At 59.2% G+C, this 23,072-nt stretch carries 18 protein-coding genes; 17 read left to right on the top strand and 1 reads right to left on the bottom strand.

The features are described 5' to 3' along the window. Positions 1-88: 88 nt before the first annotated feature. The 12 genes from motA (at position 89) to AC6I79_RS11130 (ending at position 14,813) form a co-directional block, all read left to right on the top strand. Positions 89-976, top strand: a complete 888-nt coding sequence (motA, locus tag AC6I79_RS11185) for a flagellar motor stator protein MotA (RefSeq protein WP_021506281.1) — start codon at positions 89-91, stop codon at positions 974-976. After that, the gene (motB, locus tag AC6I79_RS11180) at positions 973-2,004 is read left to right on the top strand and encodes a flagellar motor protein MotB (RefSeq protein ID WP_021506280.1); all 1,032 of its coding nucleotides are present in this window, start codon (positions 973-975) and stop codon (positions 2,002-2,004) included. Before motA ends, motB begins: the two co-directional genes overlap by 4 nt. Positions 2,005-2,014: 10 nt before the next feature. After that, positions 2,015-4,006 carry a chemotaxis protein CheA gene (cheA, locus tag AC6I79_RS11175; RefSeq protein WP_181444757.1) on the top strand — a complete coding sequence of 664 codons (1,992 nt, stop codon included), beginning with the start codon at positions 2,015-2,017 and terminating at the stop codon, positions 4,004-4,006. Positions 4,007-4,028: 22 nt separating this feature from the next. After that, on the top strand, positions 4,029-4,526 hold the full coding sequence (gene cheW, locus AC6I79_RS11170; protein ID WP_021506278.1) for a chemotaxis protein CheW: 498 nt from the start codon (positions 4,029-4,031) through the stop codon (positions 4,524-4,526). A gap of 173 nt (positions 4,527-4,699) precedes the next feature. Continuing rightward, a complete protein-coding gene (locus AC6I79_RS11165; protein WP_127833954.1) occupies positions 4,700-6,373 on the top strand; it encodes a methyl-accepting chemotaxis protein in 1,674 nt (557 codons plus the stop codon). A 173-nt stretch (positions 6,374-6,546) separates the two neighbouring features. Further along, positions 6,547-8,208: a methyl-accepting chemotaxis protein gene (locus AC6I79_RS11160; protein ID WP_058757660.1), complete on the top strand. Its 1,662-nt coding sequence runs from the start codon at positions 6,547-6,549 to the stop codon at positions 8,206-8,208. 153 nt (positions 8,209-8,361) lie between these two features. After that, positions 8,362-10,041: a methyl-accepting chemotaxis protein gene (locus AC6I79_RS11155; protein WP_159378245.1), complete on the top strand. Its 1,680-nt coding sequence runs from the start codon at positions 8,362-8,364 to the stop codon at positions 10,039-10,041. A 104-nt stretch (positions 10,042-10,145) separates the two neighbouring features. Beyond that, on the top strand, positions 10,146-11,021 hold the full coding sequence (gene cheR, locus AC6I79_RS11150; protein ID WP_031279190.1) for a protein-glutamate O-methyltransferase CheR: 876 nt from the start codon (positions 10,146-10,148) through the stop codon (positions 11,019-11,021). Then, on the top strand, positions 11,018-12,067 hold the full coding sequence (locus tag AC6I79_RS11145; RefSeq protein WP_021506273.1) for a protein-glutamate methylesterase/protein-glutamine glutaminase: 1,050 nt from the start codon (positions 11,018-11,020) through the stop codon (positions 12,065-12,067). The genes cheR and AC6I79_RS11145 overlap by 4 nt, the downstream gene beginning before the upstream one ends. A 39-nt stretch (positions 12,068-12,106) precedes the next feature. Further along, positions 12,107-12,496, top strand: a complete 390-nt coding sequence (gene cheY, locus AC6I79_RS11140) for a chemotaxis response regulator CheY (protein WP_021506272.1) — start codon at positions 12,107-12,109, stop codon at positions 12,494-12,496. A gap of 9 nt (positions 12,497-12,505) precedes the next feature. Further along, entirely contained in the window at positions 12,506-13,147 is a 642-nt protein-coding gene (gene cheZ / locus AC6I79_RS11135; protein ID WP_058757663.1) for a protein phosphatase CheZ, read from the top strand. A gap of 226 nt (positions 13,148-13,373) precedes the next feature. Beyond that, positions 13,374-14,813, top strand: a complete 1,440-nt coding sequence (locus AC6I79_RS11130; protein WP_141495522.1) for a YchO/YchP family invasin — start codon at positions 13,374-13,376, stop codon at positions 14,811-14,813. Positions 14,814-14,906: 93 nt separating this feature from the next. Here AC6I79_RS11130 and AC6I79_RS11125 read toward each other — a convergent pair whose 3' ends face one another. Continuing rightward, on the bottom strand, positions 14,907-15,995 hold the full coding sequence (locus AC6I79_RS11125) for a porin (RefSeq protein ID WP_159378244.1): 1,089 nt from the start codon (positions 15,993-15,995) through the stop codon (positions 14,907-14,909). A gap of 870 nt (positions 15,996-16,865) precedes the next feature. Here AC6I79_RS11125 and AC6I79_RS11120 point away from each other — a divergent pair. From AC6I79_RS11120 to astE, 5 genes are read left to right on the top strand one after another with little or no spacing between them, the layout of a single operon-like run. Continuing rightward, positions 16,866-18,086, top strand: coding sequence for an aspartate aminotransferase family protein (locus tag AC6I79_RS11120; RefSeq protein ID WP_159378243.1), 1,221 nt, complete (start codon positions 16,866-16,868; stop codon positions 18,084-18,086). Next, on the top strand, positions 18,083-19,114 hold the full coding sequence (gene astA / locus AC6I79_RS11115; protein ID WP_021506267.1) for an arginine N-succinyltransferase: 1,032 nt from the start codon (positions 18,083-18,085) through the stop codon (positions 19,112-19,114). Before AC6I79_RS11120 ends, astA begins: the two co-directional genes overlap by 4 nt. Further along, positions 19,111-20,580, top strand: coding sequence for a succinylglutamate-semialdehyde dehydrogenase (gene astD / locus AC6I79_RS11110; protein WP_058769682.1), 1,470 nt, complete (start codon positions 19,111-19,113; stop codon positions 20,578-20,580). The genes astA and astD overlap by 4 nt, the downstream gene beginning before the upstream one ends. Next, complete coding sequence (astB, locus tag AC6I79_RS11105; protein ID WP_159378241.1) at positions 20,577-21,905, top strand: N-succinylarginine dihydrolase; 1,329 nt, start codon at positions 20,577-20,579, stop codon at positions 21,903-21,905. Before astD ends, astB begins: the two co-directional genes overlap by 4 nt. Before the next feature lie 45 nt (positions 21,906-21,950). Next, positions 21,951-22,946 carry a succinylglutamate desuccinylase gene (astE, locus tag AC6I79_RS11100; RefSeq protein WP_058757667.1) on the top strand — a complete coding sequence of 332 codons (996 nt, stop codon included), beginning with the start codon at positions 21,951-21,953 and terminating at the stop codon, positions 22,944-22,946. Positions 22,947-23,072: the final 126 nt, after the last annotated feature.

The raw sequence follows: 23,072 nt of genomic DNA, 5'->3' as shown, positions 1-23,072 counted from the left end.
GCTTTTTTTTTGCCCACACCCTGTGAATAACACCTGCGGCTCTCTGGCTTAACTTCCACCAACACGTTACGGACGTAAGGATGTTTTTGTGCTGATTATTGTGGGTTATATCGTAGTCCTCGGTTCCGTGCTGGGCGGTTACATGATGGTAGGCGGCCATCTGGGCGCGCTTTACCAGCCGTCGGAGTTGCTGATTATTGGCGGCGCCGGCATTGGTGCGTTTCTGGTGGGCAACAACGGCAAATCGATTAAAAAGACGCTAAAAGCGCTGCCCTTGTTAATGCGCGGCTCAAAATATAACAAAGCCGTATACATGGATTTAATGGCACTGCTGTATCGCCTGATGGCGAAATCACGTCAGCAGGGCATGCTGTCGCTGGAACGCGATATTGAAGATCCCAGCCAGAGCGAAATTTTCGCTAACTATCCGCGTATTTTGTCCGATAAACCTTTAGTGGATTTTATTACCGACTATTTACGTCTGATGGTGAGCGGAAATATGAATGCTTTCGAGATCGAAGCCCTGATGGATGAAGAGATCGAAACCTATGAACACGAGTGCGAAGTACCAGCACAAAGCTTAGCGGCAGTCGGTGATGGCCTGCCGGCGTTTGGTATCGTCGCCGCGGTAATGGGCGTGGTGCACGCGCTGGCCTCCGCGGACCGCCCGGCGGCAGAACTGGGCGCACTGATTGCGCACGCCATGGTGGGAACCTTCCTCGGTATTCTGCTGGCTTACGGCTTCATTTCGCCGCTGGCATCCGTGCTGCGCCAGAAGTGCGCGGAAACCACCAAGATGATGCAGTGCGTCAAAGTCACGCTGCTCTCCAGCCTGAACGGTTATGCGCCGCAGATCGCCGTCGAGTTTGGTCGTAAAACCCTGTATTCCACCGAGCGTCCGTCCTTTACCGAGCTGGAAGAGCACGTGCGTAACGCGAAAAACCCGGCTAAGCAGACTTCGGATACGCCTTCATGAAGCACGGTAATCGCCCGATTGTGCTGGTCAAACGGCGCAAACATAAAAAGCATGAAGGCAGCCATGGCTCATGGAAGATTGCCTATGCCGACTTTATGACGGCGATGATGGCGTTCTTCATGGTGATGTGGCTGATCTCGATCGCCAATCCGCAGGAGCTGGTGCAGATTGCCGAATATTTTAAAACGCCGCTCAAGGTCGCCCTGACCGGCGGTCAGCGTAGCAGCGACAGCGAAAGTCCGATTCCCGGCGGCGGCGATGATCCGACGCAGAAGAAAGGCGAAGTACAAAAACAGGTCGATATGGATGCGCAAAAGCGCCAGCTGGATGACATTCGCCTGAACCGGCTGCGTGAAAAACTCGACCAGCTGATTGAGGCCGATCCACGCCTGAAAGCGCTGCGTCCGCATCTGATCATCAACATGGTGGAAGAGGGGCTGCGCATTCAGATTATCGATAGCCAGAACCGCCCGATGTTTAAAACCGGCAGCGCGGAAGTGGAGCCGTACATGCGCGATATCCTGCGCGCCATAGCGCCGCTGCTGAATGATATTCCTAACAAAATCAGTTTGTCCGGTCATACCGATGACTTCCAGTACGCCAGCGGCGATCGCGGCTACAGCAACTGGGAACTGTCGGCGGATCGTGCCAATGCCTCACGCCGTGAGCTGGTGGCGGGCGGACTGGACGGCGGCAAAATGCTGCGCGTGGTCGGCATGGCCGACACCATGAAACTGAAAAACCGCGGCGCCAACGACGCGGTGAACCGTCGTATCAGCCTGCTGGTGTTGAACCATGACACCGAAGCGGCGATTGAAAAAGAGAATGCCGAGAGCGATGCCGTTCAGGTGAGTGACCCGGCGCAGATTTTACCTAGCATTACCGCACCGGCTGGTCCGGCGGCGCCAACTGCCCCCACGGGTTCTACCGCAGCACCGGCCACACCGGCAGCCGCGGCGAATCCGCCGGCAGCGGCACCGCCCGCCGCCAGCGCGGTGACACCAGACCAACCCTCACAGCCGAGGTGATCCCGTGAGCATGGACATCAGCGATTTTTACCAGACGTTTTTTGATGAAGCCGATGAGCTGTTAGCGGATATGGAGCAACACCTGTTGGGACTGGATCCCCAGGAGCCCGATTCCGAGCAGTTGAATGCCATCTTCCGCGCCGCCCACTCCATTAAGGGCGGAGCCGGTACGTTTGGCTTTACGGTTTTACAGGAAACCACCCACATCCTGGAAAACATTCTGGATGGTGCGCGCCGTGGCGAAATGCAGCTCAGCACCGACATCATCAACCTGTTTTTGGAAACCAAAGATATTATGCAGGAACAGCTCGATGCCTATAAAACCGCGCAGGAGCCAAACGCAGAAAGCTTTAACTACATCTGTGAAGCCCTGCGCCAGCTGGCGCTGGAAGCCAAAGGAATAGCCCCGCAAGCCGCCGCACCGGTGGTGGCGCTCGCCGACGTGGCAGCACCTGCCGCGCCCGCCAGCAGCGGCCTGCGCCTGCAGCTGATCAATCTGAAAGAGAAAGAGCCGGATCTGCTGCTGGAAGAGCTGGGCAACCTCGGCACCCTGACCGATGTGGTGAAAGGTGCCAGCTCGCTGGAAGCCACCATCGACGGTGTCGGCAAAGACGATATCGTGGCGGTGCTGTGTTTCGTGATTGATGAAGCGCAGATTCAGTTCCCGCAGGACGCCGCACCCGCCGCCGTTGCCGCCGCGCCAGTCGCAGAGGCCGAAGCCGAAGCGCCGGTGCAGCAAACGGCGACCGTCACCGACATTACCCCGGCGGTGAAGCGTGAAAGCAAACGTGCCGCCGCGCCTGCCAAAAGCAGCGAATCCAGCAGTATTCGCGTGGCGGTGGAAAAAGTTGACCAGCTGATCAACCTGGTCGGCGAGCTGGTGATTACCCAGTCAATGCTGGCGCAGCGCTCCGGTGCGCTGGATCCGGTGGCACATGGTGACCTGCTCAACAGCATGGGTCAGCTGGAGCGTAACGCCCGCGACCTGCAGGAATCGGTGATGTCGATTCGTATGATGCCGATGGAGTACGTGTTCAGCCGCTTCCCGCGTCTGGTGCGCGATCTGGCCAGCAAGCTGGGCAAAGAGGTTGAACTGACGCTGCTCGGCAGCTCAACCGAACTGGATAAGAGCCTGATTGAACGCATCATCGATCCGTTAACGCACCTGGTGCGTAACAGCCTCGACCACGGCATCGAAACCCCGGAAAAACGGCTGGCCGCCAGCAAAACGGCGGTCGGCAATCTGACGCTGTCCGCGGAACACCAGGGCGGCAACATCTGCATCGAAGTGATCGATGACGGTGCCGGCCTCAACCGTGAACGTATCCTGGCGAAAGCGCTCTCGTCCGGCCTGCCGGTCAGCGACAGCATGAGCGATGAAGAAGTCGGCATGTTGATCTTCGCGCCAGGCTTCTCGACCGCCGAACAGGTGACCGACGTATCAGGCCGCGGCGTCGGCATGGACGTGGTGAAACGTAATATCCAGGAGATGGGCGGTCACGTCGAAATCTCCTCGAAGCAGGGCAAAGGCACCACCATTCGCATTCTGCTGCCGCTGACGCTGGCGATCCTCGACGGGATGTCGGTGCGCGTGGCAGACGAAGTGTTCATCCTGCCGCTGAACGCGGTGATGGAGTCACTGCAGCCCACGGCTGAAGAGCTGAAACCGCTGGCCGGTGGCGAGCGCGTACTGGAAGTGCGCGGCGAGTACCTGCCGCTGGTTGAGCTGTGGAACGTGTTTGACGTGCAGAACGCCAAAACCGACGCCACGCAGGGCATCGTGGTGATCCTGCAGAGCGCAGGACGTCGCTATGCGCTGCTGGTCGATCAGCTGATTGGTCAGCATCAGGTGGTGGTGAAGAACCTGGAAAGCAACTACCGCAAAGTGCCGGGCATTTCCGCCGCCACCATCCTCGGCGATGGCAGCGTTGCGCTGATTGTCGACGTATCGGCACTGCAATCATTGAACCGTGAGAAGCGTGTGGCCGGTGCCGCAGCGTAACAGATAACGAAAGGGTAAAAAAATGACTGACATGGCAACCGTGACGAAAATCGCCGGCGAAACCGTCGGCCAGGAGTTCCTGGTTTTCACCCTCGGTGACGAAGAGTACGGCATCGATATCCTTAAAGTGCAGGAGATTCGTGGTTACGATCAGGTAACGCGTATCGCTAACACGCCGGAGTTCATCAAGGGCGTGACTAACCTGCGTGGCGTGATTGTGCCGATTATCGACCTGCGCGTGAAGTTCTCGCAGCCGGACGTGGAGTACAACGAAAACACCGTGGTGATCGTGCTGAATCTTGAGCATCGCGTGGTCGGCATCGTGGTGGATGGCGTGTCTGACGTGCTGTCGCTGACGCAGGATCAGATCCGTCCGGCACCGGAATTTGCCGTCACCATGTCGACTGAGTACCTCACCGGTCTCGGTGCGCTGGGCGAGCGTATGCTGATTCTGGTCGACATCGAAAAACTGCTGAGCAGTGAAGAGATGGCGCTGGTGGATACGCTGCGTAGCGCATAATCGTTCGCAGAGAGTCACGGGTCGCTGATGCGGCCCGTGACTATTACATCCTTTATTAAACCGTTATAAATCAATAGCAAAGCCCACAAATATTTCCTGCCCTCGCTCAATATTCCCGCCGCCAGGTCGATAACTGTATTGCACGATTTTTCTTCATTTCCCCAGGGCAAACTATGTTTACGAAAATCCGCGTTGTGACCAGCCTGTTGCTGGTATTGTTGGTGTTTGGCGTACTGCAGCTGGCTTCCGGCTCGCTGTTTTTTAAAGCGCTGAGTGACGACAAAAAAAGTTTCAATACCTCTCAGCTGGCGAGCAAAAACATTGCCGCCATCAATGATGCTTACATGAGCCTTAACCAAAGCCGCGTGATCCTGACGCGCATCCAGCTGCGTATTGCCACCAGTAAACTGACCGGCACCGAAGCTGACATCAGTACGCTGTTCGGGCAGAGCAGGACGTTCCAGCAGACGGCGCAGGACAAATTCACCCTGTTTAAAAACACGCCGGACACGCCGGGCCAGAACCTGCAGCTCAATCAGCAGCTGGAACAGACCTATAAAGCTTACGCCAGCGCACTGGCTGAGATGCAGCAGGTACTGCAGCACAACGATACCGCCGCAGCCGGCAAAGTACCGGTGGCCCCGACGCAAAGTGCCTTTCTGGAAAACTACACCCAGTGGCGCGCCGATCAGGATCGTCTGACGGCGGCCGGCGTGGCAGCGAACAGCGCCGCTTACGAGCACATGATGTGGCTGCTGGGGCTGGTACTGGCGCTGGTGGTGGGCGTGATCGTGCTGTGCTGGTTCGGCCTGCGTAAGGTGCTGATTAAGCCGCTCAACGACAGCATCCAGCATATTGAACACATTGCGCAGGGCGATTTAACCCAGACCATCACCGTCGAAGGACGTAATGAAATGAGCCAGCTGGCGAGCAAGCTGCAGGAGATGCAGCAGGCGCTGGTGCGCACCGTCAGCAACGTGCGCGACGGCTCGGACGCTATTTTTACCGGCGCCAGCGAAATCTCCGCCGGCAATAACGATCTCTCGGCGCGTACCGAACAGCAGGCGGCGTCGCTGGAGCAGACTGCGGCCAGCATGGAGCAGCTCACCGCCACGGTGAAGCAGAACGCCGAGAACGCGCGGCAGGCCTCGCAGCTGGCGCTCAGCGCATCGGAAACCGCGCAGAAAGGCGGAGAAGTGGTGGAAGGGGTGGTGCGCACCATGCACGATATTGCCGGCAGTTCGAAGAAGATTGCCGACATTACCAGCGTGATTGACGGTATCGCTTTCCAGACCAATATCCTCGCGCTCAACGCCGCAGTCGAAGCGGCGCGCGCCGGAGAGCAGGGCCGCGGCTTCGCGGTGGTGGCCGGTGAAGTGCGCAACCTTGCCCAGCGCAGCGCGCAGGCGGCGAAGGAGATCAAAGGGCTGATTGAAGACTCGGTGCGTCGCGTTGACAGCGGCTCACAGCTGGTCGGCACGGCGGGCGATACCATGGGCGAAATCGTCAATGCGGTGACGCGCGTCACCGACATCATGGGCGAGATCGCCTCGGCGTCAGACGAGCAGAGTCGCGGTATCGATCAGGTCGGCCAGGCGGTGACCGAGATGGACCGCGTCACGCAGCAAAACGCCTCGCTGGTGGAAGAGTCGGCGGCGGCGGCGGCCTCGCTGGAGGAGCAGGCCAGCCGTCTCAGCCAGTCGGTGGCGGTGTTCCGCATTCCACGTGGCGCTCAGCCTGCCAGCAGCACGGGCGTGCGCCATCCGCAGATCGCCCCCCCGCAGGCCAGTGCGCCACGCAAAGCGCTGACCGCGCCGGTCAGCGACGCCAACTGGGAAACGTTCTAAGCTGAAACGGGAGCGGACAACGCGCCGCTCCCTCATCGCCTGCTTTCTTTACTTATAAAACGCTGTAAAAAAGCTTTTATTCAGCATTATCCCTCGTAAAGTCCGGTAAACCCTCTCAAATATTCAGCGCAGCGGTCGATAAACAGGGCGTAACCCCCCTTTTTGGAGACACCATGTTAAAACGAATCAACGTCGTCACCAGCCTGATCGCCGTCCTGCTGGTGTTCGGTGCTATGCAATTACTGTCCGGCGGGCTGTTCTGGTCGGCATTACAAAAAGATAAAGAGGCGTTTGCTGTGGCACAAACGTCAAGTAATAACGTCGCTGCCATGTCCGATGCCTGGATTGAACTCAATCAAACCCGTACCGTGCTCAACCGCGCTATGCTGCGCATGCAGGGCAGCATGGCGTCACAGACCAACGGCGGCCAGCTTAACGCCCTGATCGCGCAGACGGAGAAGCAGCTCGACACCGCGGCCGGTTACTATCAGCGTTATTACGATTTGCCAGCGACGCCAGGACTGTCTGATGCGCTGCGCGACCGGCTGGAAGCGGATTATGCCGCGTTCAATAACGGCCTGAAGGCGATGCTGGCCCGGCTGAAAGCCAACGATCTGCAGGGCATGTTTGATCAGAACATTGAAGCCAAACAGGTCAAAATGAAAGCCACCTATGAAGAGTGGCGCAGCGCGCAGAGTGCTTTAGCCGCTGAGGGCGTGGCGCAGAACCAGCGTGCCTTCCACACCATGATGTGGCTGCTGGCGATCGTCGCCGTGATGGTGATCGCGGTAATTGTCGCCTGCTGGTTTGGCCTGCGCACGGTGCTGATTCAGCCGCTGCATCAGTTGCTCGGTCACATTCGCCATATCGCCGCAGGCGATCTGACGCAGACCATCACCGTTGAAGGGCGTAACGAAATGAGCCAGCTGGCCAGCAGTCTGCATGAGATGCAGCAGTCGCTGGTGCACACCGTCGGCAACGTACGCGACGGCTCGGACGCCATCTTTACCGGCGCCAGCGAAATCTCCGCCGGCAACAACGATCTCTCGGCGCGTACCGAGCAGCAGGCGGCGTCGCTGGAGCAGACCGCGGCCAGCATGGAGCAGCTCACCGCCACGGTGAAGCAGAACGCCGAGAACGCCCGGCAGGCCTCGCAGCTGGCGCTCAGCGCTTCGGAGACCGCACGCAAAGGTGGTGACGTGGTTGAGGGCGTGGTGCGCACCATGCATGACATCGCCGGCAGTTCGAAGAAGATCGCGGATATCACCAGCGTGATCGACGGCATTGCCTTCCAGACCAATATCCTCGCGCTTAACGCGGCGGTCGAAGCCGCGCGCGCCGGTGAGCAGGGCCGTGGTTTTGCCGTGGTAGCGGGCGAGGTGCGTAACCTGGCGCAGCGCAGCGCGCAGGCGGCGAAGGAGATCAAAGGACTGATTGACGATTCGGTCAGCCGGGTTAACGCCGGTTCGCAGCTGGTCGGCACCGCGGGTGACACCATGCAGGATATCGTCGGTGCGGTGACGCGCGTGACTGACATCATGGGCGAAATCGCTTCGGCCTCGGATGAGCAGAGCCGTGGCATCGACCAGGTGGGCCAGGCGGTGACCGAGATGGACCGCGTCACGCAGCAGAACGCCTCGCTGGTAGAAGAGTCGGCCGCCGCCGCGGCCTCGCTGGAGGAGCAGGCCAGCCGCCTGAGCCAGTCGGTGTCGGTGTTCCGCATTCCGCGCGCGTCGGCAGCGGCCCCTGTGCGTCCTTCGCTGACCACGACACCGCCGGCGGTGCGTAAAGCCGCTACGGCCCCGGTGAGTGAAGGAAACTGGGAAACGTTTTAATCATTGCCTGAATCGTCCCCTCTCCCGCCGCGGGAGAGGGTCGCATGGCTGGCCCTTCACCGGTTTGCTGCTGGTCTTACCCCTTTCACCTCACATAAAGATCCGCGCCTGCGCGCCGATAACACCAGCGATCCGCCAATTAATGAGGTGTTTATGTTTAGTCGTGTTCGAGTGGTATCCGGCCTGCTGTGCGTGCTGGCGTTATTTGCCTTACTGCAGCTGTTTTCCGGAGGAATGTTTTTTTCAACGGTGAAAGCCGATAAAGATAATTTTGCGTACAACCAACGTCTTAGCACCCTGCAGCGGGCGATGGGCACCTCATGGGTTTCGCTGGTACAGGCGCGTAACACGCTGAACCGTGCCGGTATCCGCTATCTGCTGGACAGTCAGCAGGCCGGCTCCGGTGCCACGGTAAAAGATCTGGTGGCGCTGGCCAATACGGAGCTGAAAACCGCCGATCAGAGCTTTGCCGAGTTCAACGCTAACCTGTCGGAAAAGGGCAAAAGCGCGGAGAACGTGCTGACGCTGCAGGCCAACTACAACGCGTTTCGCGGGGCGCTGGCCGAGCTGATTGATTTTCTCAGTACCGGTAACTTTAAAGGCTTTGTCGATCAGCCAACGCAGGGTTTTCAGGACAAATTTGAAAAGGATTACAACGCCTGGCTCGCCTACAACATTGTGCTGGCAAAACAGGGCATTGACGCCAACGAGAGCGCTTACCAACACGCGATTATGCTGGTGGTCGGTACGCTGCTGGTGACGCTGCTGGTGATTGCGCTGGTGTGGAGCGGTATGCGTACGGCGCTGATCCGTCCGCTGCAGCAGAGCATTGAGCACATCCGCCATATTGCGCGCGGCGATCTGACGCAGCCGGTCGATCTCAGCGTGCGCAACGAAATGGGCGACCTGCTCAGTTCGCTGCAGCACATGCAGCAGGAGCTGGCGCGCACCGTACGTATCGTGCGCGACGGCTCGGACGCCATCTACACCGGCGCCAGCGAAATCGCCATGGGCAACAACGATCTCTCTTCGCGTACCGAACAGCAGGCCGCATCGCTGGAGCAGACCGCGGCCAGCATGGAGCAGCTGACCGCCACCGTGAAGCAAAACGCGGAAAACGCCCGTCAGGCGTCGCAGCTGGCGCTGAACGCGTCCGAAACGGCGCAGCAGGGCGGCAAAGTGGTCGATGGCGTGGTCAGTACCATGAAGGACATCGCCGGCAGCTCGAAGAAGATTGCCGATATCACCAGCGTGATTGACGGTATCGCCTTCCAGACCAATATCCTCGCGCTGAACGCCGCGGTGGAAGCGGCACGCGCCGGTGAGCAGGGGCGTGGTTTCGCCGTGGTCGCGGGCGAGGTGCGCAGTCTGGCCCAGCGCAGCGCGCAGGCGGCGAAGGAGATCAAAGGCCTGATTGAAGATTCGGTCAGCCGCGTCAATACCGGTTCGGTGCTGGTAGAGAGCGCGGGCGAAACCATGAGCGAGATCGTCAACGCGGTGACCCGCGTGACCGACATCATGGGCGAAATCGCCTCGGCTTCCGATGAGCAGAGCCGCGGCATCGACCAGGTTGGCCTGGCGGTGAACGAGATGGACCGCGTCACCCAGCAGAACGCGGCGCTGGTGGAAGAGTCCGCGACGGCGGCGGCGGCGCTGGAAGATCAGGCCAGCCGACTGAAACAGTCGGTGGCGGTGTTCAATATTGGTAAAGAATTTGTCGCCCAGGCCGTTAACGTAACTACAGCGCCAAAAATTGCGCGTCCGTCTGCACCGCAGGTGCTGGCGCCAGCGGCAGGAGCTCGTGGCGCTGACGATAACTGGGAAACCTTTTAACCCTTGTGGCCGCCGCAGGGCGGCCCGTGTGAATGGTGTGCACTGGCAGCACAGTAGCAACCGCAGTATCACAATTTAATCAGTTTGTTGCCGGGTGACCCGAAATGAAGAAATCGACGTTATTGGATCAAAATGAAGCCACGACGCTGCTCTCACAAATGGTGCAGCGCCTGCCGCTTTCCGATACACATTTTCGTCGTATCAGCCAGCTGATCTATCAGCGCGCGGGCATCGTGCTGGCCGACCACAAACGCGAGATGGTGTACAACCGTCTGGTACGTCGGCTGCGCATGCTGAATATTGATGATTTTGGTCGCTATCTGGCGCTGCTGGAGCAGGACCCGAACAGTGCCGAGTGGCAGGCGTTTATTAACGCACTGACCACCAACCTGACCTCATTTTTCCGTGAGGCGCACCACTTCCCGATTCTGGCAGAGCATGCGCGCAAACGCAGCGGCAACTACAGCGTGTGGAGCACCGCCGCTTCAACCGGTGAAGAGCCGTACTCGATTGCCATGACGCTGGCAGAAACGCTGGGCACCGGACCGGGGAAATTTTCCGTCCACGCCAGTGATATTGATACCCAGGTGCTGGAGAAAGCGGTAGCGGGCGTTTATCGCCAGGAGGAGCTGCGCACCTTATCGCAGTCGCAGCTGCAGCGCTTCTTCCTGCGCGGCACCGGCCCACACGCCGGCATGGTGCGCGTGCGCAGCGAGCTGGCCAACATGGTGAACTATGCGCAGCTCAATTTACTGGCGCACGACTGGGCATTGCCGGGGCCGTTCGACGCGATTTTCTGTCGTAACGTGATGATCTATTTCGATAAAGAGACGCAGGAACAAATTCTGCGCCGTTTTGTCCCCCTGCTGAAGCCGGGCGGTCTGCTGTTTGCCGGGCATTCGGAAAACTTCAGTCAGATCAGTAAAGAGTTCTGGCTGCGTGGACAGACTGTCTATGGACTGACCAAGGAAAGACGATGAGCAAAATCACCGTGATGTGCGTGGATGATTCCGCGCTGATGCGCCAGTTGATGACGGAGATCATCAACAGCCATCCCGATATGGAGATGGTCGCGACGGCGCCGGACCCGCTGGTAGCGCGGGATTTGATCAAACAGTACAACCCGCAGGTGCTGACGCTGGATGTCGAAATGCCGCGTATGGATGGCCTCGACTTCCTCGAAAAACTGATGCGCCTGCGGCCGATGCCGGTGGTGATGGTTTCGTCGCTGACCGGTAAAGGATCGGAAGTGACGCTGCGTGCGCTGGAGTTAGGCGCGGTGGATTTCGTCACCAAGCCGCAGCTCGGCATCCGTGAAGGCATGCTGGCCTACAGCCAGATGATCGCCGACAAGATTCGCGCCGCCGCGCGCGCCAAACTGCATGCGCGTGCCGCCACGCCGCAGCCGGTGATGCTGAAAGCGGGACCGCTGCTAAGCAGTGAAAAGCTGATTGCTATCGGCTCTTCAACCGGCGGCACCGAGGCGATTCGCCATGTGCTGCAGCCGCTGCCGGCAACCAGTCCGGCGCTGCTGATTACGCAGCACATGCCGCCCGGTTTTACCCGCTCGTTTGCCGAGCGGCTGAATAAGCTGTGCCAGATCACCGTAAAAGAGGCGGAAGACGGCGAGCGAATTTTGCCCGGTCACGCCTATATTGCGCCGGGCGCGATGCACATGGAGCTGGCGCGCAGCGGTGCCAACTACGTGGTGAAACTGAACGACGGACCGCCGGTGAACCGCCATAAACCGTCGGTGGACGTCCTGTTCCGCTCGGTTGCGGTCAACGCCGGGCGAAATGCAGTGGGGGTCATTCTGACCGGCATGGGCAACGACGGTGCGGCCGGGATGCTGGAAATGCACCGCGCCGGCGCGTGGACCATCGCCCAGGATGAAGCCAGCTGTGTGGTATTTGGTATGCCGCGCGAAGCGATAGCGATGGGCGGCACCAGTGAAGTGGTCGATCTGGGCCACATCAGCCAGCATATGCTGGCCAAAATTAGCGCCGGACAGGCATTGCGAATTTAACGAGCCGGTCCTGCCGGACAAGACAACACAGGAGTAGATATGGCTGATAAAAACATGCGCTTTTTGGTAGTGGACGACTTCAACACGATGCGTCGTATCGTCCGTAACCTGCTTAAAGAGCTGGGATTCAATAACGTGGAAGAGGCCGAGGATGGCGTCGACGCCCTGACCAAACTGCGTGCAGGCGGCTTCGATTTCGTTATCTCTGACTGGAACATGCCGAACATGGACGGTCTGGAACTGCTGCAGACCATTCGTGCCGACGCCACGCTGGGCAAACTGCCGGTGCTGATGGTTACTGCCGAAGCCAAGAAAGAGAACATCATCGCCGCCGCGCAGGCCGGTGCCAGCGGTTACGTGGTGAAGCCTTTTACCGCCGCCACGCTGGAAGAGAAGTTGGGCAAAATCTTCGAAAAACTGGGTATGTAAGGAGATGTGATGAGCGACCTTCCGAAACCAACTGAAGAAGCTTCGGCACACGAGATTATTGCCCGGATTGGCTCTCTGACACGTATGCTGCGTGACAGCCTGCGCGAACTGGGGCTGGATCAGGCCATTGCCGAAGCGGCAGAAGCGATTCCGGACGCACGTGACCGTCTGGATTATGTGGTGCAGATGACCGCACAGGCAGCGGAACGTGCGCTGAACTGTGTGGAAGCGGCGCAGCCACACCAGGACCAGATGGAAGCCGGCGCCACCCAGCTGAAAGGCCGCTGGGATGCCTGGTTTGAAAACCCGATCGAGCTGGCGGATGCACGCGAGTTGGTTTCGGATACGCGCCAGTTCCTTGACGACGTTCCGTCTCACACGGCGTACACCAACAAGCAGCTGCTGGAAATCATGATGGCGCAGGATTTCCAGGACCTGACCGGTCAGGTAATCAAGCGCATGATGGATGTGATCCAGGAGATTGAACGTCAGCTGCTGATGGTACTGCTGGAGAACATGCCGGAAGCCAATGCGGCGGCACGTAAAGAGGGCAACAGCCTGCTGAACGGTCCGCAGATCCATGCTAACGCGCCAGGTGTGGTATCCAGCCAGGACCAGGTTGACGACCTGCTGGACAGTTTAGGTTTTTAATGCTGATCGGGTGTTGAACCCGCATCCGAACCCGAACCCTCTCCCGCCCGGGAGAGGGGAACGCACGACGCGCTTTCCCGTCTGATCGCCCTGTATGCCCTTAGGTGGCGTAAAATCTGAAACATAGCAAGACAAGTCCTACGTTGGCGCAAGGATATGTTAAGGTAACCTCGTACAGTTTTGTGAGCTACTTCAAATTCTAAACTGAAACGACTACTCTTTTGCTATGCTGCCATTGGTTCTGACCCGCAAAATTTTCGCTGCTGTAACTTTAGGGGCCCCTGTACTGGCGGCCGTTGCGCCTGCGCAGGCCTTCACCGGTAACAGCGACGTCTCCGCAACACCGTTTGCCGATCCGGCACGTTTCCAGAAAATCGCTGATGGATTACCGGCGCTGGGCTATCAGGACGATACGTCGGCGTTCAGTAAAAAGCTGGCGGGCATTGCCAAAAGCATCGGCGAGGCCAGCCAGAACAGCGACAGCGACACCACGCTTGGCCAGCAGGCCGGTATCTGGGCGTTTAACCATTTTCGTGATGAGGTTGCTACCCGGGTGGCGGATGAAGGGCAGTCGCTGCTGTCGCCTTATGGCCAGGCACAGATCGATCTCAACGTCGATATGGAAGGTAACTTCAGCGGCAGCGGGGCTTCGCTGCTGACGCCATGGGCCGATCGCTACAATTACCTCACGTTCAGCCAGCTGGGCGTGCACCAGACCGATGACGGGCTGGTGGGCAATGCCGGGCTGGGACAGCGCTGGGTGGCCGGCAGCTGGCTGCTGGGCTATAACGGCTTCGTTGATCGGCTGTTCGACAGCGGCTTGCAGCGCGCTTCGCTGGGCACCGAGGCCTGGAGCGACTACCTGCGCTTATCCGCCAACTACTACACGCCGCTGTCCGGCTGGCGCAATCGCAACCCGTTCCAGCAGCAGCGGCTGGCGCGCGGGTATGATGTCACCACTCAGGGCTATCTGCCGTTTTACCGCCAGCTGGGCGTGTCGGTCAGCTGGCAGCAGTATCTCGGCAACAATGTCGATCTGTTTAATTCCGGCAACAGCTACCACAATCCTTCAGCGCTGACGCTGGGCGTCTCCTACACGCCAGTGCCGCTGGTCACCGTATCGGCCAGCCACAAAACCAGTAATGAAGGCGAGAGCCAGGATCAGCTCGGCTTACGTCTCAACTACCGCTTTGGCGTGGCGCTCAGTCAGCAGCTCAATCCGGATAACGTCGCCGCCGCGCGTTCGCTGCGCGGTAGTCGCTATGATTTGGTCACGCGCAGCAATACGCCGGTGCTGGAGTTCCGCCAGCGTAAAACCCTGTCGGTATTCCTCGCCACGCCGCCGTGGCAGCTCAATGCGGGCGAGAGTTTGCCGCTGAAACTGCAGATCCGCAGTGCACATCCAATCAGTAAAGTCAGCTGGCAGGGCGATACGCAGGCGCTGAGCCTGACGCCGGGAGCCGATCCCAACGATCCACAGGGCTGGAGCATCATTATGCCGGCGTGGGATGCGTCGCCTGAGGCGAACAACAGTTATCGCCTGTCTGTGACGCTGGAGGACAGCAAGCAAAATCGCGTGACTTCCAACTGGATTACGCTGCAGGTGCAGCCGCCGGTGATGCTGGAGCAGGGGGGCGAAAACCGCTTCGACCTGCTGGCACCATAATCAGCGCGGCACCAGAGAAAAAGGACAGCCGGAGCTGCCCTTTGCTGCATCCTCAGCCGACACTTGCCGGGATGCCATGAGGGTAAATCATCATCAGAACTGGTACACCAGACCTACCGCGGTAATATCGTCGGTTTTCAGGCGCAGCGCGTTGTCATCTTTCAGCAGGTTGATGCGGTATTCGCTGTAGACCGACATGTTCTTGTTGAAGTAGTAGGTGGCACCCACGGACGTGTATTTGAACAGCCAGGCGTCGCCGACGTTTTCAATATTTTTGCCCTTTGAGCTCACGTAGCCCAGCGACGGACGGAAACCGTTCAGGAACTGATACTGCGCCACGGCTTCAAAGTTCACCGCTTTGTTGGCGAACCCGCTGTTACCGATTGGCGTAGCGTTGTGGGATTCGCCGTAGATGGTCGCCAGATAGAGCTGGTTAGCATCATATTTCACCCCGGTTTCCCAGTGTTCGGCTTTCTCACCTCTGCCGTAGGTGGCAAGGTTTTGCGCACTGACGCGATTGAGGCTGGCATAGGCGGCAACCGCGCTCAGGCCAAAGTCAGTGTCATACGAGGTGGAAAGGGCGAAACCATCACCGTTAGAGCGACGTACCGCCAGGTTTGGCGTTGCCGCGCTGTCGCTGCGCTCGTTTTTCCCTTCGTACTGCGCTGCGACGTTCCAGCCTTTAACCAGACCGAAGAAATCTTTGTTACGCCAGGTCAGCACGCCGGTGGAGCGACCGGACAGGAAAGCATCGACATAACCGGAATCACCGCCGAAGAAAGGCAGCATATCGGTATAGCCCAGCACGTCATAAATCAGACCATAGTTACGGCCATAGTCGATCGAACCAAACTGCGCGAACTTCAGACCCGCATAGCCGAGACGGGTTTTGTTACCGGCCTGCGCATCGGCACCTTCCGTGTTACGCAGGCTGAACTGCGATTGCCAGAAACCGTAGCCGGTCAGTTGATCGGTAATTTTGGTTTCGCCCTTAAAACCGATACGGACATACGATGAGGTATCACCATCATTGGTGGTGTCATCGGAGAACAGGTGCGACACGTTAATTTTGCCGACCAGATCCAGCTTGTTACCATCCTTATTATAGATTTCAGCGGCCTGAGCTACAGAAAATCCCAGCAGCAATGGCATGACTGCTGCCAGTAAAGTGCGCTTCATCATTTATATTTTTACCCTGTGTTATTTTTTGATTTTTTAAGCCCCTGGTGGGGTGACAAGAAAATGACACAAAAGGATAAAGATCAGTAGTGCAATAGTTGTAACAAATAATTTCTTATTGGCTATTTGTGCGATTTTCATACGCCAATTCCATTATTCGGAAATGGGAATCGCTTTTACTTATCATGATTAAGTGAGCGTTTAATCGACGATTAATATTTATCTTATTGATAAATAATGATTAAACTAAGAAGGGTATGACTTGATAAAAATAGCGATTTATTGCCTTAAATAGCACAAGCCTATGCCTTAAAGTTCAATGCTTATGAATCAAAGCAGGCTGATAGTCACCCCGTAAATTATCCGCAATGACGCGCTGTGTCGGTTTATTTCAGGCTAAATAATATCCCGATCTTTAATACGTTTAATTACCGGCCAGCCTGGCACAGGGTAGCCAAAATAAGTTAATCAGTTGTTACTAATAAGCGGCCGACATGCACCACGCCGATGCCTGAACCGGGCTGTCACTTGCACCCGCTAAGCGCAGTGCGCCCCAAAATGGCGCAACAGACGCCTCATTTTGGCGAAATATCTGCTGTGCGATCACAAAAGCAATATTTCATTTTGCGAATGCATAAATCCGCTAAACAAATTACTGCGGTGCCGCTGTCATCGGATGGTTATTCACTTTTTATGCATTAAATGTGCATAGCGAAAGGGTGTAAGCCATTGATATTTCGTTGCTGAACCTGATTTATGCATTTTTTCCTCTGGCTGGCACGTTAACTGCACTCTATAGTCGAGCTGCAACTCAGCAACTTTTAACAATTTTAAAACAAAAGCTTCACCCGAAGTGAGGCAGGAGAAATGGCTATGTCACTGCAGGTTTCACGTCACGATTTCGATCAATGGATGATGCCGGTTTATGCCCCTGCGGCTTTTGTGCCGGTGCGTGCCGAAGGTTCTACGCTGTGGGATCAGCAGGGCAAAGAGTACATCGATTTTGCCGGTGGCATCGCGGTGAACGCGCTTGGCCATGCCCATCCCGCGCTGCAGCAGGCACTGACCGAGCAGGCCGGTAAACTGTGGCACACCGGCAACGGCTACACCAACGAACCGATTCTGCGCCTGGCGAAGCAGCTGATTGATGCCACCTTTGCCGACCGCGTGTTCTTCTGTAACTCCGGGGCGGAAGCCAATGAGGCCGCGCTGAAGCTGGCGCGTAAAGTGGCGCACGACCGTTTCGGTGCCGAAAAAAACGGTATCGTCGCCTTCACCAATGCCTTCCACGGCCGCACCCTGTTCACCGTTTCAGCCGGCGGACAGCCCGCCTATTCGCGCGATTTCGCCCCGTTACCGCCAGCCATTCAGCATGCCACCTTTAACGATCTGGCCTCGGCGGCGGCCTTAATTAATGACCAGACCTGCGCGGTCATCGTCGAGCCGATTCAGGGCGAGGGCGGTGTATTACCGGCCGATCCGGCGTTCCTGTGCGGACTGCGCGAACTGTGCGACCGCCACCAGGCGCTGCTGATTTTTGATGAAGTGCAGAGCGGCGTCGGCCGTACCGGCTCGCTGTATGCCTATATGCATTACGGCGTCACGCCGGATGTGCTGAGCACCGCCAAGGCGCTGGGCGGCGGCTTCCCCATCGGTGCGATGCTGACGCGTGAAGATCTGGCGCAGGTGATGGGCGTCGGCACGCACGGCACCACCTACGGCGGCAACCCGCTGGCCGGTGCGGTGGCCGGTAAAGTGATGGAGCTGATCAATCAGCCTGAGTTTATGGCTGGCGTTGCCGAGCGGCACCAGTGGTTTGTCACGGCGCTGCAGGAGATCAACCAGCGGCTGCCGGTGTTTAAAGAGATTCGCGGCCTGGGCCTGCTGATTGGCGCGGTGCTGAATGACGATTTTGCCGGTAAAGCCAAACAGTTCAACCTGACGGCGGCGGAAGAGGGCGTGATGGTACTGATCGCCGGTGCCAGCGTGGTGCGCTTTGCCCCGGCGCTGAACATCAGCGAGCGTGAAGTAAAAGAAGGGCTGGCGCGCTTCGAACGCGCCTGCGCACGCGTGCTCAAAGGAGCCACATCATGATGGTGATTCGCCCCGTCGAACGTGACGATCTGCCGCAGCTGCTGGCGCTGGCGGGGAAAACCGGCGGCGGTCTGACCTCGCTGCCCGCTGACAGCGAGACGCTGAAGGCGCGCATTGAGCGCTCGCTGCAAACCTGGCAGGACGCGCTGCCGCGCGCTGAACAGGGCTACGTATTTGTGCTGGCGGACAGCAGTGACAATCGCGCGGTTGGCATCTGCGCCATTGAAGTGGCGGTGGGTTTGCAGGATCCCTGGTACAACTTCCGCGTCGGTACCCAGGTGCACGCCTCGAAAGAGCTGAACGTTTACGCCAGTTTGCCGACGCTGTCGCTGAGTAACGATCACACCGGCAGCAGCGAACTGTGCACGCTGTTCCTTGATCCTGACTATCGCGACGGTAAAAACGGCCATCTGCTGTCCAAGTCGCGCTTTCTGTTTATGGCGAATTTCCGCGAGCGCTTCATGAAGCACGTGGTCGCGGAGATGCGCGGCGTCAGCGACGAGCAGGGACATTCGCCGTTCTGGGACAGCGTGGGCAGCCGTTTCTTCTCCATGGAGTTTCGTCAGGCCGATTTTCTCAGCGGCACCGGGCAAAAAGCCTTTATCGCAGAACTGATGCCCAAGCATCCGCTGTATATCCACTATCTGTCGGAAGCGGCACAGCAGGTGATTGGCGAAGTCCACCCGAAAACCGCGCCGGCGCGCGCGGTGCTGGAAGCCGAGGGTTTCCGCTATCTCAACTATATCGACATCTTTGACGGCGGCCCGACGCTGGAGTGTGAGATCGACCGCATCCGCGCCATCCGCAAGAGCAAAGTGCTGACCGCCAGCGAAGGCGAAGCTGAGGCGCACTGGCCGCTGTGCCTGGTGGCGAACTGCGACTATCAGCAGTTCCGCGTGGCGCTGCTGCCGGTCGATGTCGCATCCGGTCAGGTTCTGATTAATCAGCAGCAGCGCACCGCGCTGCGCTGCGACTATGGCGATTCGCTGCGGGTGGTTACCCTGGGTCGCGAGGAGAATAACGCATGACGCATTTTATCAACGGTGAATGGCAGCCGGGCAGCGCGGAGACGCTGAGTAAACACAATCCGGTGAGCGGCGAGATCTTATGGCAGGGCAACGCTGCTTCTGCCGCGCAGGTGGCGGCGGCCTGTGAGGCGGCACGCGCGGCGTTCCCGGCATGGGCACGCCTGCCGTTTGCTGCCCGCCAGGCGCGGGTAGAGGATTTTGCCCGTCTGCTGGAGCGGGATAAAACCGAGCTGGCGGCAATCATCGCACGTGAGACCGGCAAACCGCGCTGGGAAACGCTGACCGAAGTGCAGGCGATGATCAATAAAGTGGCCATTTCGATTAAGGCTTATCACACCCGCACCGGCGAGCAGGCGGAGGGTGAGAGTTCACTGCGCCACCGGCCGCACGGCGTGCTGGCGGTATTCGGCCCGTATAACTTCCCCGGCCATCTGCCGAACGGACATATCGTGCCGGCGCTGCTGGCGGGCAACTGCGTGTTGTTTAAACCGAGCGAACTGACCCCCGCCACCGCAGAGAAAACCGTGCAGCTGTGGCAGGAAGCGGGCCTGCCGGCGGGTACGCTGGCGCTGTTACAGGGCGGACGTGATACCGGCCAGGCGCTGGCGCAGGCGGAGCAGATTGACGGCCTGCTGTTTACCGGTAGCGCGGCCACTGGCTATCACCTGCATCGCCAGTTCGCCGGACAGCCGGAGAAAATGCTGGCGCTGGAGATGGGCGGCAACAATGCGCTGATTGTGGAAGATCCGGCCGACATCGATGGCGCGGTGCATATCGCCATTCAGTCGGCGTTCATTACCGCCGGCCAGCGCTGCACCTGCGCGCGTCGTTTGCTGGTGAAACGCGGTGCGGCAGGCGATGCCTTCCTGCAGCGCCTGGTCGAGGTGAGTGCGCGCCTCAAACCGGCAGCGTGGGATGCCGAACCGCAGCCGTTTATGGGCAGCGTGATTTCGCCCGCCGCCGCCGGGCAGATCTTCGCCGCCTGGCAGCAGCGGGTTGAGCTGGGTGGCAAGGTGCTGCTGGCGATGCACTGGCCGGATCGCGACAGCGCGATTATCACGCCCGGCATCATCGACATGACCGGCGTCGCCGGACTGCCTGACGAAGAGGTGTTCGGACCGCTGCTGCAGGTCATCCGCTACGATCATTACGCGCAGGCGATTCGCCTCGCCAACGACACGCGCTACGGATTGTCGTGCGGGCTGGTGTCACCGCAGCGTGACCAGTTTGATCAGCTGCTGCTGGAAGCGCGCGCCGGCATCGTGAACTGGAATAAACCGCTGACCGGCGCCGCCAGTTCGGCACCGTTTGGCGGCGTGGGCGCCTCCGGTAATCACCGTGCCAGCGCCTGGTACGCGGCGGATTACTGCGCCTGGCCGATGGCCTCGCTGGAGAGCAGCAGCTTAGCGCTGCCGGGCAGCCTGTCGCCAGGGCTCGATTTTGCTGCTTCAGGAGCGACATCATGAAGGCGTTTGAAGCAAACTTTGATGGTCTGGTCGGCCTGACGCACCACTACGCTGGCCTGTCGTTTGGCAACGAAGCCTCCACGCGCAATCAGCTGCAGCCCTCCAATCCGCGGCTGGCGGCCAAACAGGGGCTGCTGAAAATGAAGGCGCTGGCCGACATGGGCTATGTGCAGGGTGTTATCCCTCCGCACGAGCGGCCTAATCTGCCGCTGCTGCGCCAGCTGGGATTCAGCGGCAGCGATGCGCAGGTGCTGGCCAAAGCAGCCCGGCAGGCACCGCAGCTGCTGTCAGCGGCCAGTTCGGCGTCGGCGATGTGGGTGGCCAATGCGGCCACGGTTTCGCCATCGGCCGACAGCGCCGACGGCAAAGTGCATTTTACCGTTGCTAACCTCAACAATAAGTTCCACCGGGCGATTGAAGCGCCGGAAACCGCCGATCTGCTGCGCGCCATCTTCCGCGATGGCCGCCACTTCAGCGTACACGACGCGCTGCCGCAGGTGGCGCTGTTTGGTGACGAAGGCGCAGCCAACCATAACCGCTTCGGCGCTGACTATGGCGCGCCCGGGGTGCAGCTGTTTGTCTACGGTCGCGACGGCCAGCAGCAGGGCAGCGCACCGGCGCGCTATCCGGCGCGCCAGACGCGTGAAGCCAGCGCGGCGGTGGCGAGACTGCATCAGCTGGATGACGCGCGCACGCTGTTTGCGCAGCAAAATCCGGCGGTGATCGATCAGGGGGTGTTCCACAATGATGTAATCGCCGTCAGCAATCAGCAGGTGTTTTTCTGCCACGAAGAGGCGTTTGTCGACCAGCCCCAGCTGCTGCAACAGCTGGCGGATCAGGTGCCGGGCTTCCAGCCGGTTGTGGTACCGCGCGATCGCGTGTCAGTGGCCGATGCGGTGAACACCTATCTGTTTAACAGCCAGCTGCTGCAGCATCCGGACAGCGGCATGCGGCTGGTGCTGCCGGAAGAGTCGCGCCAGCATCCCGGCGTGTGGCGCTACCTGAGCGAGCTGGTGGAGAGCGGCGGCCCGATTCGCGCGCTGCAGGTGTTTGATCTGCGTGAGAGCATGTGCAACGGCGGCGGACCGGCCTGTCTGCGTCTGCGCGTGGTGTTAACCGAGGCGGAGCGTCAGGCCGTCAATCCGGCGGTGCTGATGAACGATCGCCTGTTTACGCGTCTGAATGACTGGGTGGATCGTCACTATCGCGACCGCCTGACGCAGGCCGACCTGGCCGATCCGCAGTTGCTGAGCGAAGGGCGAAGCGCGCTGGACGAGCTGACACAGCTGCTAGACTTAGGCAGTGTCTACGCGTTTCAGCGTTAACGCCGGGGGCAAATATGTTGCCCCCTGTGTCAGAAAGGAGTGAACATGCAGGACTTTTTACAGCAAACCCTGTCAGGCAGGCCGCCCGCGCAGCGGCAGGGCAGTAACGCCCACCTGCACTGGCAGTGGCATGATGAGGGCATACTATCCCTGACACCGCATACGCCCACGCAGCAGGCGCTGGTTCTCTCCGCCGGGATTCACGGCAACGAGACCGCCCCGGTGGAGATCCTCAATCTGTTGCTGACGCCGCTGCTGCAGGGGGAAAAACCGCTGGCCGTGCGCCTGCTGGTGATACTCGGCAATCCGGCAGCGCTGCGCAGCGGCAAACGCTACCAGCATTATGATATTAACCGGCTGTTCGGTGGACGCTGGCAACAGGTGGCCGACGTACCGGAGGCGCAGCGCGCGCTCCAGCTGGAGCAGGCGCTGGAGAACTTCTGGTGCGAGTGCCTCGATCACGAAATTCGCTGGCATCTCGATTTGCACACCGCGATTCGCGGTTCGTGGCATACGCGCTTTGGCGTGATGCCGCTCAACAGCCAGCCGTGGCCTGCGGATTTTTTACACTGGCTGGCAGCGGCCGAACTGGAAGCGCTGGTGTTCCACCGTGCGCCGGGCGGCACTTTTACCCACTTCAGCTGTGAACACTACGCGGCAGCCAGCTGTACGCTGGAGCTGGGAAAGGCGCTGCCGTTTGGCGAGAACGATCTCACTCAGTTCAGCGGCGTGCAGCGTGCGCTGGCAGCGCTGCTGTACGGTGAGGCGCTGCCGCCGGTGCGCGAGACGCCGCGTCATTACCGCGTGGCGCAGCAAATCACCCGGCACGGCGAGCAGTTTGTTCTGCATATGGGCCCGGAAACCCTCAACTTCACGGCTTTCCCGCAGGGCACGCTGCTGGCAGAAGAGGGTGAGCGGCGCTATTACGTGCAGCAGGCGCGTGAATATGTGCTGTTCCCCAATCCCAACGTGGCACCGGGCCTGCGCGCCGGGCTGATGCTGGTAGAGGAGAGTGAGCAGACCCAGGCGCTGGAGTTGTAATCGAAAGCTTTACCCGGCAGTCCCTCCTCTCCCTGTGACGGGAGAGGTCACGGGTGAGCAGAGAACGTGCCCAAATTAACGACATTTTCCCTTCCGCAAAACCGACAAAGCCATTACACTCCTCTT

This window comes from gamma proteobacterium symbiont of Scutellera amethystina (assembly GCF_059730845.1).
This window is presented reverse-complemented; position numbering and strand designations above follow the sequence as displayed.

Bases quoted from the DNA above. Each gene is read 5' to 3' on its own strand.
- AC6I79_RS11155 (WP_159378245.1), top strand. From the start codon at position 8,362: ATGTTTAGTCGTGTTCGAGTGGTATCCGGCCTGCTGTGCGTGCTGGCG.
- AC6I79_RS11125 (WP_159378244.1), bottom strand. From the start codon at position 15,995: ATGATGAAGCGCACTTTACTGGCAGCAGTCATGCCATTGCTGCTGGGA.
- cheR (WP_031279190.1), top strand. From the start codon at position 10,146: ATGAAGAAATCGACGTTATTGGATCAAAATGAAGCCACGACGCTGCTC.
- cheA (WP_181444757.1), top strand. From the start codon at position 2,015: ATGGACATCAGCGATTTTTACCAGACGTTTTTTGATGAAGCCGATGAG.
- astB (WP_159378241.1), top strand. From the start codon at position 20,577: ATGAAGGCGTTTGAAGCAAACTTTGATGGTCTGGTCGGCCTGACGCAC.
- astD (WP_058769682.1), top strand. From the start codon at position 19,111: ATGACGCATTTTATCAACGGTGAATGGCAGCCGGGCAGCGCGGAGACG.
- astA (WP_021506267.1), top strand. From the start codon at position 18,083: ATGATGGTGATTCGCCCCGTCGAACGTGACGATCTGCCGCAGCTGCTG.
- motB (WP_021506280.1), top strand. From the start codon at position 973: ATGAAGCACGGTAATCGCCCGATTGTGCTGGTCAAACGGCGCAAACAT.
- AC6I79_RS11165 (WP_127833954.1), top strand. From the start codon at position 4,700: ATGTTTACGAAAATCCGCGTTGTGACCAGCCTGTTGCTGGTATTGTTG.
- AC6I79_RS11145 (WP_021506273.1), top strand. From the start codon at position 11,018: ATGAGCAAAATCACCGTGATGTGCGTGGATGATTCCGCGCTGATGCGC.
- AC6I79_RS11120 (WP_159378243.1), top strand. From the start codon at position 16,866: ATGTCACTGCAGGTTTCACGTCACGATTTCGATCAATGGATGATGCCG.
- AC6I79_RS11130 (WP_141495522.1), top strand. From the start codon at position 13,374: ATGCTGCCATTGGTTCTGACCCGCAAAATTTTCGCTGCTGTAACTTTA.
- AC6I79_RS11160 (WP_058757660.1), top strand. From the start codon at position 6,547: ATGTTAAAACGAATCAACGTCGTCACCAGCCTGATCGCCGTCCTGCTG.
- cheW (WP_021506278.1), top strand. From the start codon at position 4,029: ATGACTGACATGGCAACCGTGACGAAAATCGCCGGCGAAACCGTCGGC.
- cheZ (WP_058757663.1), top strand. From the start codon at position 12,506: ATGAGCGACCTTCCGAAACCAACTGAAGAAGCTTCGGCACACGAGATT.
- astE (WP_058757667.1), top strand. From the start codon at position 21,951: ATGCAGGACTTTTTACAGCAAACCCTGTCAGGCAGGCCGCCCGCGCAG.
- cheY (WP_021506272.1), top strand. From the start codon at position 12,107: ATGGCTGATAAAAACATGCGCTTTTTGGTAGTGGACGACTTCAACACG.